The organism is Streptomyces sp. AA4 (genome assembly GCF_000158875.1).
Classification (GTDB): domain Bacteria; phylum Actinomycetota; class Actinomycetes; order Mycobacteriales; family Pseudonocardiaceae; genus Amycolatopsis.
Genome location: NZ_GG657746.1, coordinates 6,497,490 through 6,511,194, shown reverse-complemented (window position 1 = coordinate 6,511,194; position 13,705 = coordinate 6,497,490). Strand labels below are relative to the sequence as shown.

Genomic DNA, 13,705 nt, shown 5'->3' with positions numbered 1-13,705 from the left:
CCCAGACCGTCAGCACAATCAACCTTCGGGGTGCCCCACGCAACCACCCGTTCTTTCTTGCGGCGCAGCCGCACAAAAAAGACCCGGCCGCCGCCAAAGCGACAGACCGGGCCACCCCCGACGCGATCAAGGATCACACAGCGTCCGACATCTCCCCGACAAGAATGCTGTGATGCAGCTTCCGCAACGAACTCCCCGGCTCGATCCCCAGCTGCTGCACCAAATTCTGCCGCGCCGAAGCGAACGTCTCCAACGCCTCCGCCCGCCGATTCGACCGGGCCAGCGCAGTCATCAAGTACTCGGTGAACGTCTCCCGAAGCGTATGCTCCTTCGCCAGCGCCGACAGCTGTCCCACGACCTCCCGATGCCGCCCGATCAACAACTCGGTCTCCATCAGCAGCTCAAGACACCCCAGCCGGCTCTCCTCGAGCAACGTCGCATAAGCCTGCACGTCGGACGAATCGGTAAACCCGCCGAACGCCGCCCCGCGCCACAGATTCGAAGCCTCCCGCAGCACCTTCGCCGCCTGCCCGTAGCCGCGGTCCCAGTGCAACGTCCGCCCCTGCTCGTAAAGCCGGGTGAACCGATCGGCATCAAGCTCGTCGATCCCGACATGCAGCGAATACCCCCGCGGACTGGTGACCACAGGGCTCTCTTCCGCATCCTTGGAGTTGCCACGCAACAGTTTCCGCAGCTGCGACACGTACACGTACAGCGCCGCACTCGCTCGTGCGGGAGGATGCTCGCCCCAGATCTCGCCGATCAGGTGCTCGGCGGTCACGACCTGGTTGTTCTTCGCCAGCAGCACGGACAGCAAGGTCTCGATCTTGCGGGCCCGCGGGGCGGAGACGCCGGGCCGGCCGCTCACTCTGATCTGTCCGAGAATTTCGTAGTTCAGCATGACTGCCCTCCGGTGTCTTCGCGCCGGACCCGTCCGGCGGCGCCCCCAGCGCCGCTGCCTGCCGGTCCGAGCCGGGTCCACCGCTGAACCATAGCAAACCGGGAGGTCGGTTTTCAAGATAAAACCGGGAGGTTGGTCTGTTTCGATCTTGAACTGGCGAAGGTTGCCAGGTAATAGGCCCTGAAGGGTGGTAAACCGGGCGGTCGGTATGTCATGATGAGCCGGTCGGAACGCACGCCGTGCCGTTCCCGGCGCGAGACGATGGGGAAGACGGTGACTAAACAGGCCCGTTCGGAGCTGACCAGGCTCCTGCTGCTGGACGCGGCGGCGGCGCTGTTGCACCGTGACGGCTACGCGGCCACGAGCATGGTGGACATCGCCCGCGAGGCGGGCGTGACCAAGGGCGGCCTGTACTTCCACTTCTCGTCGAAGGACGAGGTCTGCGACGAGGTGCAGTCGGCCGCCGTCGCGGTCCTGCACCGGCACGTCGCGAGAGCCCGCGGGTGCCGTCCGCACCTGCGCAGACTGGCCGACCTGAGCCGGGCGCTGATGGGCTGGCTGGCCGAGGACGCGAAGGTGGGCGCGAGCTTCCGGCTGGCCCGCGAAATGGGCTCGAACGACCCGCGCTTCGTGGCCTTCGTCCGCGCCTGGCTGGGCCAGGTGCGCGCCCACATCGCCGCGGCACACGACGCGGGGGAGCTGAGCCCGCACGTTCGCCCGGACATGGCGGCGCTGCTGGTCGTGGTGACCTGCGTGGGCCTGGAATCGGCAGCCGCGAGCGGCACGATCCCGCCGGGCACGGACCTGGCGAGCACGCTGTCCGAACTGTGGCGGGTGATCGAAGCCGCGCAACCAGCGGACTCGACCGCCGACGCGACCGGTGCCTAACTCAGCCACGCGAGCCGAGCGGCCGTCCTGATCGGGCTTAGGCCAGTGCTTCCAGCGGACCAGATTCTCGACACCTTCAGCACTGCAACAACTTCGCCGCAATCGAGCAGATCGATGGCGGAAGCAAGACCGCCGTGCCCGGAGAGCCAGATGCCCGAAACTCTTGGCGCGACAACAACTTCGCCCCCTGCCAAGCGGATGGGCCATCTCGGCTGCCGCGAGGATCGCCTTTTCGATGCGCCGGATGGCCGGAACTGTCAGCGCCGCACCCACGCCGCCCACTCGCACCAAACCGACCGGTTGCCCGGGTAAACGCGAGCCCCGCGTCTCCGGCGAAACCGGAACCCCAAAACCCTTGCCACGCAACCAAACACGCCCAGTCCGCACCAAAAGACCGGCCGTCCGGTTTTCCGGACGGCCGTTGTCTCACTTGGTCTCGGCGTGAGCGGGAGCGGTCCCGGCCGGATTGAACTTGTGCAGCCTCCGGGGCGGGACCACCGCGTTCAGGATCGTCTGCCACATGAACGTGAGCCGTTCATGCAGGTCCGTGCGGCCGGTCAGCACCTGCGAGCTGAGCTGGCTCCCGGTGAACGACGCGACCACGTACTGCGCGAGATCGTGTGCGTTGACGTCTTTCCGCACGTCGCCGGCCGCTTTCGCGGCGAGCAGCATGCCGTGCACGGTGTCGATCCACTGCTTGTAGGCGTTCGCGGCCGGGGCGACGAACGACCCCTGCTCGATGACCAGCCGGATGCCGGCGCGCACGCGCACGTCTGAGCGCAGGCTGTGCCCCATGTTCTGGCTCAGGTCGATGGCCGCCTGCAGCCCCGGGTTGTCGAAGTCGGCCAGCGGGGTCTGCACGATGAACTGCTCGCGGATCAGTTCGTCCGCCAGCTCTTCCTTCGATTTGAAGTGGAAGTACAGCGCGCCCTTCGTCACCCCGGCCTCGGCGAGGATGTCCGACAGGCTCGCGCCGAGAAAGCCGACCGCGTCGAACCTGGACGCGGCCGCGTCGAGGATGGCCTTGCGGGTCTGCTCCGCGCGTTCCTGGCGAGCCACTGCCACACTCCTTTCGGGGATTCGCGGGCCTGGAACGGCCACGCTGACTCGCCAGTCTACCTCCGTCCCGGCTCCGAAGCCAGAGAAAAAAACCGGTAGGTAGGTATGGTTTTGTCCGCCCGTTTCCGCTAAAAATGTTGTGGGGGTACTGGGGAAGATCTTTTTTCTGGGAGGACCGACATGGTCGGTACATTGTTAGAGGAGTCTGTCAGAAGAACCTTCATCACGGACGGCGAAAGTTTGCCGGGCGGACGTCCGGTCGACTTCCAGCAGACGATCCCGCGCAATCTCGTGCACCGCGCGGCCATCTCGGAAGTTTTCGTCACTGACCTGAACATCGTGGCCGAGGGCCAGTTCGAAGTCGGCGCGCAGTGGCCGCGCCGGCACGGGTTTTTCGGCCCGTGCGCTCCGGGCTCGCACGACCCCATGCTGTTCGCGGAAACCTGCCGCCAGGCGGGATTGCTCATCGCGCACCGTGCCTACGGCGTTTCGCTCGGCAACGCGTTCATCTCCGACCACAAAGTCAGCTCTATCACCCCCGAAGGGCTGGCCACCGAGGGACGGCCGATCGACGTGGTGCTGCGGGTGAGCGCGCACGAGCCGGTGTTCCGGAGCGGAAACCTGATCGGCATGCGGACCGACTTCGGCTGCTTCCGGGACGGCGAACTGATCGGCACCGCTTCGGAAAACTGGCGCTGCGTGTCCCCGGCGGTTTACCGCCGGCTGCGCGGCGACCACTTCGCGGCGACGCCGTTCCAGGCGTGCGCGCTGGAGACCGTGGACCCGGTGCTCGTCGGCCGGTACCGCGCGGAGGACGTGCTGGTCGCGGACACCGCGGTGGCGGGAACCTGGTCGCTGCAGTTCGATCCGGACCACCCGGTGCTGTTCGACCATTCGGCCGACCACGTCCCGGGCATGGTGCTGCTGGAAGGCGCGCGGCAGGCGGCGCTGCTGACGATCGGCGATCCGCACGCGCTGCCGCTGCGTTCGGATTTCGAGTTCTCCGCCTACGTCGAGTTCGACTCCGAATGCCTGCTGGTGGCCGAGGAAATCGAACCCGACGCGGACGGATGCCGTTCGGTGCGGGTGGTGGCCGAGCAGAAGGGCCGCACCGTGGCGACCGGGGTCCTGGCGATGCGCAGGTCATGACTGCCGGCCTGGGGGCGGACAGCACGACCGGCGAAATCCTCCTCACCGGAGCGACCGGGTTCATCGGGTCGGCGGTGCTGCGGGCCTTGCTCGCCCGCGGCGCCGCGGTGCGGGTGCTGGCGCGCGGTGCGGTGCCGGAGTGGATCACGCGATCCGGCGCGCGGATCCACCGCGGAGATCTCACCGACGCCGCCAGTCTGGCCGGGGCGTGCACGGGCGTCGCGACGCTCGTGCACGCCGCGTCCCGGATCGGCGGCACCGAAGAGGAGTGCGCCGAGGTCAACGACCGCGGCACCGCCCGGCTTCTCGCGGAGGCACACCGCGCGGGCACGCGGCGCGTCGTGCACCTCAGCACCTGTGCGGTCTACCGCGACGGCGAGCATCGAGGCGGGCCCGAGGACCTGCTCGACCTCGGGCCCGCCTCGGCCACCAGCCGCACCAGGCTGGCCGGGGAACAGCAGGTCCGCGCGGCAGGCGGGCTCGTTCTGCGGCCGCACCTGGTGTACGGCGACGGCGACCGGCACGTGGTCCCGGCGCTGGTCAAGTTGCTGCGCGCGGTGCCGGCGTGGGCCGCGGGCGGCGAGGCTCGGACCTCAGTGGTGTCGTCGTGGGATCTCGCCGCGGTGCTCACTGCGTTCGCGCTGGACCCGGCACTGGGCAGCCCCGGCGAGGTGTTCCACGTGGCCGACCCGGAACCCGTGCGCATGCGGGACCTGCTCGAAGCCGTCTGCACCGTGCTTGACCTGCCGGTTCCCGACGCGGACCTGCCGCTCGCCGAGCACCGGGCGCGGGCGCCGTGGCTCAGCGAGCACCAATGGTCGCTGCTCGCCCGGGACCACTGGTATGCCAGCGACAAGGTCTGGAAGGTCACCGGAGTGTCCCCGGGACCGGGACTGGGCGTCCGGATGGCCCAATCCCGGAACTGGTACCGGGAAACTCTGGCAATTCCGGAAGATCGAATACGCGGAAAGTGATCGAACGAATTCAATCGGCGATAATCGAAGGCGGCCGTCCGGAATTCATCCCGGACGGCCGCCGCCGTTTCCGCGGAGTTCATTTCGGTGGCGGCGAGCGCGGGCGGGGCGCGAAGATGATCGTCATGTCCCGACGCGAGCTAGTCGTGCTGGGCTCGGCGAGCCAGACGCCGACCCGGCACCGCAACCACAACGGCTACCTGCTGCGCTTCGACACCGACGGCATCCTCTTCGATCCGGGCGAGGGCACTCAGCGGCAGCTGATGTACGCCGGTGCGACGGCGAGCGAACTCACGCACCTGTGCGTGACCCACTTCCACGGCGACCACAGCCTCGGCCTCGCCGGCATCATCCAGCGGTTGTCCCTGGACAACGTCGCGCATCCGGTGCGCTGCCACTACCCGGCGTCGGGTCAACAGTACTTCGACCGGCTGCGGCACTCGACGTCGTTCCACGAGCGCGCCGAGCTGGTCCCGCTGCCGATCTCCGCGCCGGGTCCGCTCGGCGGCGCGCTGTCGGCATACCCGCTGGAACACCGCATCGACTGCTTCGGCTACCGCTACACCGAACCGGACGGAATCCGGATGCTGCCGGACGCGCTCGCCGCCGCGGGCGTCCAAGGCCCCGCTGTCCGGAAGCTCCAGGCCGACGGCGTGCTCGAGACCGCGAACGGCGTGGTCCGGCTCGAGGACGTGAGCGTGCCGCGCCGGGGCCAGGTGGTCGCGTTCGTGATGGACACGCGCCTGTGCCCGGGCGCGTTCGCCTGCGCGCGAGAGGCGGACCTGCTGATCGCCGAATCGACCTTCCGCGCCGACGACGCCGACCTGGCCTACCGCTACGGCCACCTGACCAGCACCGACGCCGGCCGGCTCGCCGCGGAGTCGGGGGCCCGGAAGCTGCTGCTGACCCACTTCTCGCAGCGCTACCCGTACGAGGAGGCGGACCGGTTCCGCGACGAAGCAGCGAAGGTGTTCGACGGGGAGATCCACGTGGCCCGCGACCTGGACGTGGTGCCGCTGCCGCCGCGCCGGTGAGGTGCAGGATGGCGGAGTGTCGCATCCCGTCCCGGCCGACCTGCTGGAAATCGCCGAAACACTCGTCCCCGGCGCGCCGATCGGCTCCGCGCGCCTTGCCGCGCAAGGAAATATGCACCACGTCGTGTTGCTGCCCGGCGTCGCCGCGGTGCGGATCAGCAAGCGCCCCGATTCCGCCGCCGAGTTGCCGCGCCGAGTCGAGATCCTTCGCGCGGTGGCCGCGGCCGGTCTGCCCTTCGCCGTGCCGGAGCCGCTGACTCCCGTGACCAGCTTCGGCGACCGCGCGGCCGTCGCGGTTTCGTGGCTCGACGGCGAAGGGCTGCCGGAAGGCGTCGGCGACCCGGCGGCGTTCGGACCGCTGTTGACCGCACTGCGCGAGGCGGAGATCTCACCGGCGCTCGAAGCCGTTCTCCACCGGCCGCGCAGATATGCCAACGGGCTGGGCTGGGCGGAACTCGTGGCCGACGTCCTTCCGCGGCTGCCAGGGAAGTGGCAGGACGGCGTCCGGCAGCGGCTCGACACCCTGCTGGCGCTCGAAGAGGTCCCGCCCAGGCTCGTCCACGGCGATCTCAGCGGCGGCAACGTCCACTTCGGCGCGGACGGCAAGCTGACCGGCGTCCTCGACTGGGACCTGGCGAGCTTGTCCGACCCCGCGATCGACGCGGCACTCGTCGCGACGTGGCACGGTTGGGAGGTCCTCCGCGCGGCCGCCGACGAGGAGACCTGCCGCCGCGCGTGGGCCTGGAACGACCTCATCGGCGTCGAGCACCTCCACGCGGTGTTCGCGGGCAAGCCGCTGACCAGCGTCGATGGCTTCGTACGTGCGGTCGTCGCCTGGCTGGAGGCACGCGGTTAGCGGTACCGCGGAAATTTCCTCGAAGATTTTCTGGCCGCGGTGTCGGATCGGGTCGCCGGTGTTCGTAGCAGGGGTGAAGCAGCCCGCGCGGGGCAGCACCGAAGCGAAGGAACCGCGACCATGAAGCTCGTAACCATGACGCAGATGACCGTCGACGGCGTCGTGCAGGGCAACGGCGGCGCGTCCGAAGAGGACCGCCGGAACGGATTCGAACGCGGCGGATGGGCGCTCGGGAAGGGCGACCACGAGACCCTCGCGTTCATCAACGAGACCTACCGGCGTGCCGACGCCTTCCTGTTCGGCCGGCGGACCTACGACCTGTTCGCCGGCTCGTGGGGAGCGCTGCGCGCCGAGGATGTTCCCGGCCAGGAACGCATCCTGCGGGCACTGAACGAGCGGCCGAAGTACGTGGCTTCGTCGACGCTCACCGATCCGAAGTGGTCCGGCACCACCGCGCTGACCGGCGATCTGGCCGCGGCCGTCGCGGACCTCAAGGCGCGACCGGGCGGCGAGCTGCAGGTGCACGGAAGCGGCACCCTGGTCCGGTGGCTGCTGGAGCAGGGCTTGGTCGACGAGATGATCTTCCTCGTGATCCCGGTGGTCGTCGGACAGGGCGAGCGGCTCTTTCCGCGGAACGGCCCGGATCTGGCGCTGGATCTGGTTGAGTCTCGAGTGGACGCGCGGGGCGTGACGACCCAGATCTGGCGCCCGGCCGGCCGTCCGCAGTACGCGGGCCGCTGACCTCGACAACGACGGGAGACTCGGATGCAGTACTTGATTTCCGTGGTCCACGACCAGCCCACTCTCGCCACGCCGGAGGAGGACGCCGCGATCGACGTCTTCAACGAGCGGCTCCAGACCGGGAACCACTGGGTCTTCGCCGGCGGACTCGCCATGCCGGAAACCGCGACCGTCATCGACAACCGCGGCGGGGCGGCGCTGGTCACCGACGGCCCTTTCCTGGAGTCGAAGGAATACCTGGCCGGATTCTGGGTCATCGAGGCCCCGGATCTGGACGTGGCGCTCAAGCTCGCCGCCGAAGGGTCGAAGGCGTGCAACCGCAAGGTCGAGGTGCGGCCGTTCCAGTGAGCGACGTCCGGGAGGCGATCACCCGCGCCCACCGCGAAGAGTGGGCCCGGGTGGTCGCCAGCTTGACCAAACGCTTCGGCGACCTGGACGTCGCCGAAGAAGCCGCCGCCGAGTCGTTCGCGACCGCGGTCGAACGGTGGCCGGTCGACGGCGTGCCGCCCAACCCCGGCGCCTGGCTGACCACCACCGCCACCCGCAAAGCCATCGACCGCATCCGCCGCGAGAACAAACGCGACGACAAGCAACGGGAGGCCCAGCCGCGGTACGACAGCGCGCCTCCGCACCTCATCGACGACGACCGCCTCCGGCTGATCTTCACCTGCTGCCACCCGGCTTTGGCCGCCGAATCCCGGGTCGCCCTGACCCTGCGCATGGTCGGCGGCCTGACCGTGCCGGAGATCGCCCGCGCCTTCCTCGTGTCGGAAAGCACGATGGGGCAACGGATCACGCGCGCGAAAGCGAAGATCAAGGCCGCTCGCATCCCCTACCGAGTGCCCGCCGCCGAAGACCTGCCGACCCGCGTGTCCGGCGTCCTCACGGTGCTTTTCCTGGCCTTCAACGAGGGCTACCTCGCCACCGGTCCCGACACCGACCCGGTGCGCCACGACCTGACCGCCGAAGCGATCCGGCTGACCCGCCTGGTCCGCGCCCTGCTGCCCGACGACGGCGAGGTGACCGGCCTCCTGGCCCTGATGCTCCTGACCGAAGCCCGCCGCCCGGCCCGAGTGTCGGCCAGCGGTGAACTGGTCGCCCTGGACGAACAGGACCGCACGCGGTGGGACGCGCCGCTGATCGCCGAAGGCCACCGCCTGGTCCGCGAACGCCTCGCCACCGGGGTCGCTCCGGGCCGGTACCAGATTCTCGCCGCGATCAACGCCGTGCACACGTCCGCGCGGGACATGCGCGAGACCGACTGGTCGCAGGTGCTCGCCCTCTACGACCAGCTGGCCCGCATCGACCCGTCACCGATCGTCGCCCTGAACCGCGCCATCGCAGTCGCCGAACTGGACGGGCCCGAGGCCGCGTTGGACGTGGTAGACCGGCTCGCGGACCGGCTGGCTGAGTACCACCCGTACCACGCCACCCGCGCTGACCTCCTGCGCCGATTGGACCGAGCCGAGGAAGCACGTGCGGCTTACCAGCGCGCTATCGACCTGGCGGGCAACACCGCGGAGACCGCCGCGCTGTCCCGCCGCCGAGAGGAGTTGGGGTAGCGGGTCCAGTCAGGCCGCTGCGTCGCGCACATGGCGGTGCCCACTGCCCGGAAACTCCGGCGGCGCGGGCGGAAGCACTTCGCGAAGGACGTAGCCGCACTTCTCCGCGACCCGGCACGACGCCGGATTGTCCTCGGCATGCAGCAAATCCAGCCGGTTCAACCGCTGCGCGCCGAACGCCCACCGCGACGTCGTTTCCAAGGCCCGAGCCGCGATGCCGCGCCCACGCGCCGGGGCGGCCGTCCAGTACCCGACCTCGGCGGTGCCAGCGCCCCGCACCTTCACAACGACGTGGCCGAGCGGCAGGTCGTCGTCCCCCACCACTGCGAAGCTGAACCGCGTCGCGGATTCCCAGCCGGAGACCTGCGCGTCGAGCCACCGCCGAGCCTCGCCTTCGTCGACGAGGGACGTCGTCAACTGGCGACGCATCAGCGGATCCCGATGCGCGGCGACCAACACCGGCAGATCCTCCGCCCGCCACGGCCGCAACTGCAAGGCGGCCCCGGCTTCGGTTCGGGGGAGAGGCAGGATGATCGTCACGTCGCTCATTCTGCCCCCTGCCGAGTGGCGCAAAGCCCGTGCCCGGCGGCGAATTCGGGCGAGGTTCGCGAAACTCGGTACGGGAGGTCTCCCCGCCGGAGAGCAATCTCGCAGCCTGCTCATCGAGGCGGACAGAGGCAAGCTGCGAGCTTTCTCGGCGGCGTACCCCGGCCACGGCCAGGCTCCTGCCACTGGTCTGCTCCCGCAGTTGCCACTGGTCTGCTCCCGCAGTTGCCACTGGCCTGCTACCGCAGCTACCGCTGGTCCCCTCCCGCAGCGAGACCCCGCGAAGGCTGCCCGGGCGGTGTGCACCCCGCCAAGCGACCTCACCGATGTCCCGCCACCCTGCCGCTCACCGAGCGCTACGCAGCACGCACTCCAAACCGCAACCTTCCAACCACATTCACCTCCGATCGCCAGCTCCGCCAACACGTCTTCATTCCGCTACCACCCGAGCACTCACCTCCATTTCCGCCCTCTCCCAGCCACTCCAAGATCATCCCATCCGCCACCGACAATTCCGGGCGGCGTGTCGGGCGCCCACCTCGCCGGAGCCCGTCGGGACCCGTGACAGACTGCCGGGCGATGTACACGCCGTCTGATCTCGCTGACCTGCTCGAATGCGAGCACCGGAGCATCCTCAAGCAGGCACTGGCGGCGGGGATACCCGGCGCGCCGCGGCCGACTTCCTCACCCGATCGGCTGGCGGTGAAGCACGGGCGCGCGCACGAAGCGGCCACGCTCGGACGGTTGCGCAGCGAGCGGACGCAGGTCGTCGAGATCGAGGAACACGATCCGGTCGTCGCGGCGAAGGCGACCGAGGAAGCCCTGCGCGCGGGTGCGCCGGTGATCTACCAGGCGGTGTTCCACGACGGCGAGTTCTCCGGCCGCGCAGATTTCCTGCTGCGCGACGACCAGGGCCGCTACGAGGTCTACGACACGAAGCTCGCCCGGCACGCCAAGCCGTCCGCGGTCGTGCAGCTCACCGCGTACGCCGACGCTCTTCGCCGCGCCGGTTGGCCCACCGGGCCGGAGATGCATCTGCTGCTGGGCGACGGCAGCACTCGCAGCCTCCGCGTCGACGACTTCCTCCCGCTCGTGGACCGGCTCCGCGACCGGTTGCAGGACCGTCCGCCGCAGCTGCCGGACCGGATCTGGGCGGACGAGCGCCCGGCGTGCACCGGATGCGCGTTCGCCGAGCACTGTGCGTCCGCGCGCGAGGCCGACCGCGACCTGTCGCTAGTCGCGGGCATGCGCAGCGAGCAGCGGCGCAAGCTGGTGACCGCCGGGCTCGGCACCATCGACGCGCTCGCCAGCGCCGACCCCGCCGACCGTCCGCGCGACATGTCGGAGGGCACGTTCGCCTCGTTGCGCGCGCAGGCCGCGATCCAGGTCCGGCAGGACGAAACCGGTGAGCTGGCCTACGAAATCATCGCCCCGGACGCGCTCGCCGAACTGCCCGAGCCCAGCCCCGGCGACGTCTTCTTCGACATGGAAGGCGACCCGTACGCCCTGGCCGGCACGGGCCTGGAGTACCTCTTCGGCGCGGTCACCCCGGACGGGCGCTTCACCCCGTTCTGGGCACACTCCCGCGCGCAGGAGAAACGAGCGTTCGAGGAGTTCATCGACCTCGCCACCGCACGGCTCGCGGAACACCCCGACGCGCACGTCTACCACTACGCGCCGTACGAGGTCACGGCGATCAAGCGGCTCGCCGCCGTCCACGGCACGCGGGAGGAAGCCGTGGACGAACTGCTTCGCAGCGGCGCGATGATCGACCTGTATGCCGTGGTACGCAAGGCTTTGCGGGTAGGACAGCGGTCGTATTCGATCAAGTATTTAGAACCACTGTACATGCCGGAAGCCCGCGCTGGCGAGGTAAAAACGGCGGTGTCGAGCATCGAGGCGTACGAGGACTACCTGACGCTCTCCTCCGCGGGAAACACCGAACAGGCTGACGAAGTCCTGCGCGGCATCGCGGACTACAACGAGTACGACTGCGTCTCCACCTTGCGCCTGCACGAATTCCTTCACCGTGTGCGCACCGAAGCCGGAATCGAGCTGGCCGAACCGGCTCCCGAGTCCGAAGTGGACGCTCTGCTTCGCCGCACCGAAGAAGAGGAAGCCGCCCAGCGACGAGCCGAACGCGCCGCCGCGATGGCCGCATTGGTCGACCCGCTTCTGGACGGACTCCCCGACGATCCCGCGGATTTCACGCCCGACGACCACGCCCGCGCGCTGCTGGCCGCGTCCGTCGGCTACCACCGCCGCGAGACGAACCCGGCGTGGTGGGAGTTCTTCCGGCAGCTGGCCGCCCCGATCAGCGACCTCGAAGTGGACACGACCTGCGCGGTCCCGGTGTCGGTGACCGCGGGCGAGTGGGTGCCGCCGTCCGGCCGGTTGCGCACCGCGAAACGCACGCTCGTCGTTCGGTGCGACCCGGACCGTCCGCATCCGTACGCGCCAGGTGACGACGTGCGTTTGCGTTACGGTGCCGACGCTCGCGACGCGAAAGTCGTGTCCGCGACCGCCGTCGAGGTGACGCTGGAGGAGAGCAGCGCGCCGGACAAGACGTCCAACGACCTTCCCGCCGCGGTCCTGCCAGGCAGCCCAGTGCGTCCCTCGCCCAAGGACGAGGCGGTAGCCGATCTCGCCCGCCTGGTAGGGGAAACTCTGCCCGCGCTGCCGTCACACCCCGGCGTCGATTTGCTGCGCCGCATCCCCCGGCTGCGTGGAGGTTTGCCCGAACCGGGCGAAGATTTGGTCGCCACGGTGATCACCGCGGTCGATCGTCTCGACGGTTCCGTGCTCGCCGTCCAAGGCCCGCCCGGAGCCGGAAAGACTTACCTGGCCGGAAAACTCATCGCGCATCTGGTGCGTTCGGGGCGGACTGTCGGCGTCACGTCGAACAGCCACAAGGCGGTCGAGAACGTGCTCTCGGCGGCCATGGAGAACGCGCCGGAGATGGCCTGCGCCAAGCGCGCGAAGCGGACGCCGGACCCGTCATTGCCTTGGGAACAGCCGAAAACCAACACCGCGCTGGTACGCTGGCGAGAAGAAAACAACACCGGTCATTTGGTCGGCGGCACCGCCTGGACCTTCGCCAACGCCGCCGTCCGCGAGGAACCCTTCGACGTTCTCGTGATCGACGAAGCCGGCCAGTTCGCTCTCGCGGACGCGCTGGCGGTGTCGATGTGCGCGAAAAACCTGGTGCTGCTGGGAGATCCGCAGCAGCTGCCGCAGGTCGTGCAGGGCACGCATCCGGCAGGCGCGGAGGCGTCGGCGCTGGGCCACCTGATCGGCGAGGCGGACATCATCCCGCCGGAACTGGGCTATTTCCTCGACCTGACGCGCCGCATGCATCCTGATGTCTGCGCGCCGGTCTCGAACCTGTCGTATGCGGGTCTGCTGCACTCCCATCCCACCGCGGAGCGGTCGATCGACGGTTTTCCGTCGGGTCTCTATCTGGCCTCGGTCGAACATCGCGGGAACACCACGCGGTCGGTCGAAGAAGCCGAGCAAGTGGTGTCGGTGATCAAGTCGCTGCACGGCCGAACGTGGGAAGGCCGACCGCTCACTGACGCCGATTTCCTTGTCGTGGCACCGTATAACCTGCAGGCGCGAGTGGTGACGCGAGCCCTGTCCGACGCCGGTTTCGGCGACGTCCGAGTCGGCACCGTGGACCGGTTCCAAGGCCAAGAAGCACCCGTTGTGGTGACCACCATGACGTCCTCTTCGGCGGTAGACCTGCCGCGAGGCCTCGATTTTCTCTTGTCCCGCAACCGGTTGAATGTCGCCCTGTCCCGCGCGCAGTCCGTCGCTGTTCTGGTGTGCTCTCCGAAGCTGCTCGAAGCAGACATCAGGACGGTGGACCAGATGCGGCTGGTCTCCGGAATGCTCGGGTTGCTCCGCGATGCTCGCGAGTGGATCGACTGAGCCCGGCAATTGGTGATGGGCGGGTGTGCCTGTGCCGGGCGTGTGGTGATGGCGGGTGTGCCTGT

General features: G+C 69.1%; 12 protein-coding genes. 9 read left to right on the top strand and 3 right to left on the bottom strand.

Going from position 1 to position 13,705, the window contains the following annotated elements; all coding sequences use genetic code 11:
- Positions 1-133 precede the first annotated feature (133 nt).
- Entirely contained in the window at positions 134-901 is a 768-nt protein-coding gene (locus SSMG_RS29680; protein ID WP_009082166.1) for an AfsR/SARP family transcriptional regulator, read from the bottom strand.
- Positions 902-1,174: 273 nt separating this feature from the next.
- Here SSMG_RS29680 and SSMG_RS29675 point away from each other — a divergent pair, with 273 nt between their 5' ends.
- On the top strand, positions 1,175-1,789 hold the full coding sequence (locus SSMG_RS29675) for a ScbR family autoregulator-binding transcription factor (RefSeq protein WP_199786021.1): 615 nt from the start codon (positions 1,175-1,177) through the stop codon (positions 1,787-1,789).
- 426 nt (positions 1,790-2,215) lie between these two features.
- On the opposite strand, the gene SSMG_RS29670 is transcribed toward SSMG_RS29675, so the two are convergent.
- A complete protein-coding gene (locus tag SSMG_RS29670; protein ID WP_009082160.1) occupies positions 2,216-2,848 on the bottom strand; it encodes a ScbR family autoregulator-binding transcription factor in 633 nt (210 codons plus the stop codon).
- A gap of 180 nt (positions 2,849-3,028) precedes the next feature.
- Between SSMG_RS29670 and SSMG_RS29665 the strand changes: the two genes are divergently transcribed.
- The 7 genes from SSMG_RS29665 (at position 3,029) to SSMG_RS29635 (ending at position 9,164) form a co-directional block, all read left to right on the top strand.
- Positions 3,029-3,997 carry a ScbA/BarX family gamma-butyrolactone biosynthesis protein gene (locus SSMG_RS29665; RefSeq protein ID WP_009082158.1) on the top strand — a complete coding sequence of 323 codons (969 nt, stop codon included), beginning with the start codon at positions 3,029-3,031 and terminating at the stop codon, positions 3,995-3,997.
- A complete protein-coding gene (locus SSMG_RS29660; protein WP_037715251.1) occupies positions 3,994-4,971 on the top strand; it encodes an NAD(P)-dependent oxidoreductase in 978 nt (325 codons plus the stop codon). The genes SSMG_RS29665 and SSMG_RS29660 overlap by 4 nt, the downstream gene beginning before the upstream one ends.
- 125 nt (positions 4,972-5,096) lie before the next feature.
- Positions 5,097-6,005, top strand: a complete 909-nt coding sequence (locus SSMG_RS29655) for a ribonuclease Z (protein WP_009082154.1) — start codon at positions 5,097-5,099, stop codon at positions 6,003-6,005.
- A 16-nt stretch (positions 6,006-6,021) separates the two neighbouring features.
- Complete coding sequence (locus SSMG_RS29650) at positions 6,022-6,861, top strand: aminoglycoside phosphotransferase family protein (RefSeq protein WP_037715249.1); 840 nt, start codon at positions 6,022-6,024, stop codon at positions 6,859-6,861.
- Positions 6,862-6,981: 120 nt separating this feature from the next.
- Entirely contained in the window at positions 6,982-7,602 is a 621-nt protein-coding gene (locus SSMG_RS29645) for a dihydrofolate reductase family protein (protein WP_009082143.1), read from the top strand.
- A gap of 24 nt (positions 7,603-7,626) precedes the next feature.
- Entirely contained in the window at positions 7,627-7,950 is a 324-nt protein-coding gene (locus SSMG_RS29640) for a YciI family protein (protein ID WP_009082141.1), read from the top strand.
- Positions 7,947-9,164 carry an RNA polymerase sigma factor gene (locus tag SSMG_RS29635; RefSeq protein ID WP_037715246.1) on the top strand — a complete coding sequence of 406 codons (1,218 nt, stop codon included), beginning with the start codon at positions 7,947-7,949 and terminating at the stop codon, positions 9,162-9,164. Before SSMG_RS29640 ends, SSMG_RS29635 begins: the two co-directional genes overlap by 4 nt.
- Positions 9,165-9,173: 9 nt before the next feature.
- Here the strand turns inward: SSMG_RS29635 and SSMG_RS29630 are convergent, their stop codons facing one another.
- Positions 9,174-9,704: a GNAT family N-acetyltransferase gene (locus SSMG_RS29630; protein WP_199841099.1), complete on the bottom strand. Its 531-nt coding sequence runs from the start codon at positions 9,702-9,704 to the stop codon at positions 9,174-9,176.
- 585 nt (positions 9,705-10,289) lie between these two features.
- On the opposite strand from SSMG_RS29630, the gene SSMG_RS29625 reads away from it, so the two are divergent.
- Positions 10,290-13,640, top strand: coding sequence for a TM0106 family RecB-like putative nuclease (locus tag SSMG_RS29625; RefSeq protein WP_037715243.1), 3,351 nt, complete (start codon positions 10,290-10,292; stop codon positions 13,638-13,640).
- Positions 13,641-13,705: the final 65 nt, after the last annotated feature.

What these genes read in the sequence shown, in the direction of transcription:
- SSMG_RS29680 (WP_009082166.1), bottom strand. Translation starts at nt 901, where the DNA reads ATGCTGAACTACGAAATTCTCGGACAGATCAGAGTGAGCGGCCGGCCC.
- SSMG_RS29665 (WP_009082158.1), top strand. Translation starts at nt 3,029, where the DNA reads ATGGTCGGTACATTGTTAGAGGAGTCTGTCAGAAGAACCTTCATCACG.
- SSMG_RS29660 (WP_037715251.1), top strand. Translation starts at nt 3,994, where the DNA reads ATGACTGCCGGCCTGGGGGCGGACAGCACGACCGGCGAAATCCTCCTC.
- SSMG_RS29655 (WP_009082154.1), top strand. Translation starts at nt 5,097, where the DNA reads ATGTCCCGACGCGAGCTAGTCGTGCTGGGCTCGGCGAGCCAGACGCCG.
- SSMG_RS29645 (WP_009082143.1), top strand. Translation starts at nt 6,982, where the DNA reads ATGAAGCTCGTAACCATGACGCAGATGACCGTCGACGGCGTCGTGCAG.
- SSMG_RS29640 (WP_009082141.1), top strand. Translation starts at nt 7,627, where the DNA reads ATGCAGTACTTGATTTCCGTGGTCCACGACCAGCCCACTCTCGCCACG.
- SSMG_RS29625 (WP_037715243.1), top strand. Translation starts at nt 10,290, where the DNA reads ATGTACACGCCGTCTGATCTCGCTGACCTGCTCGAATGCGAGCACCGG.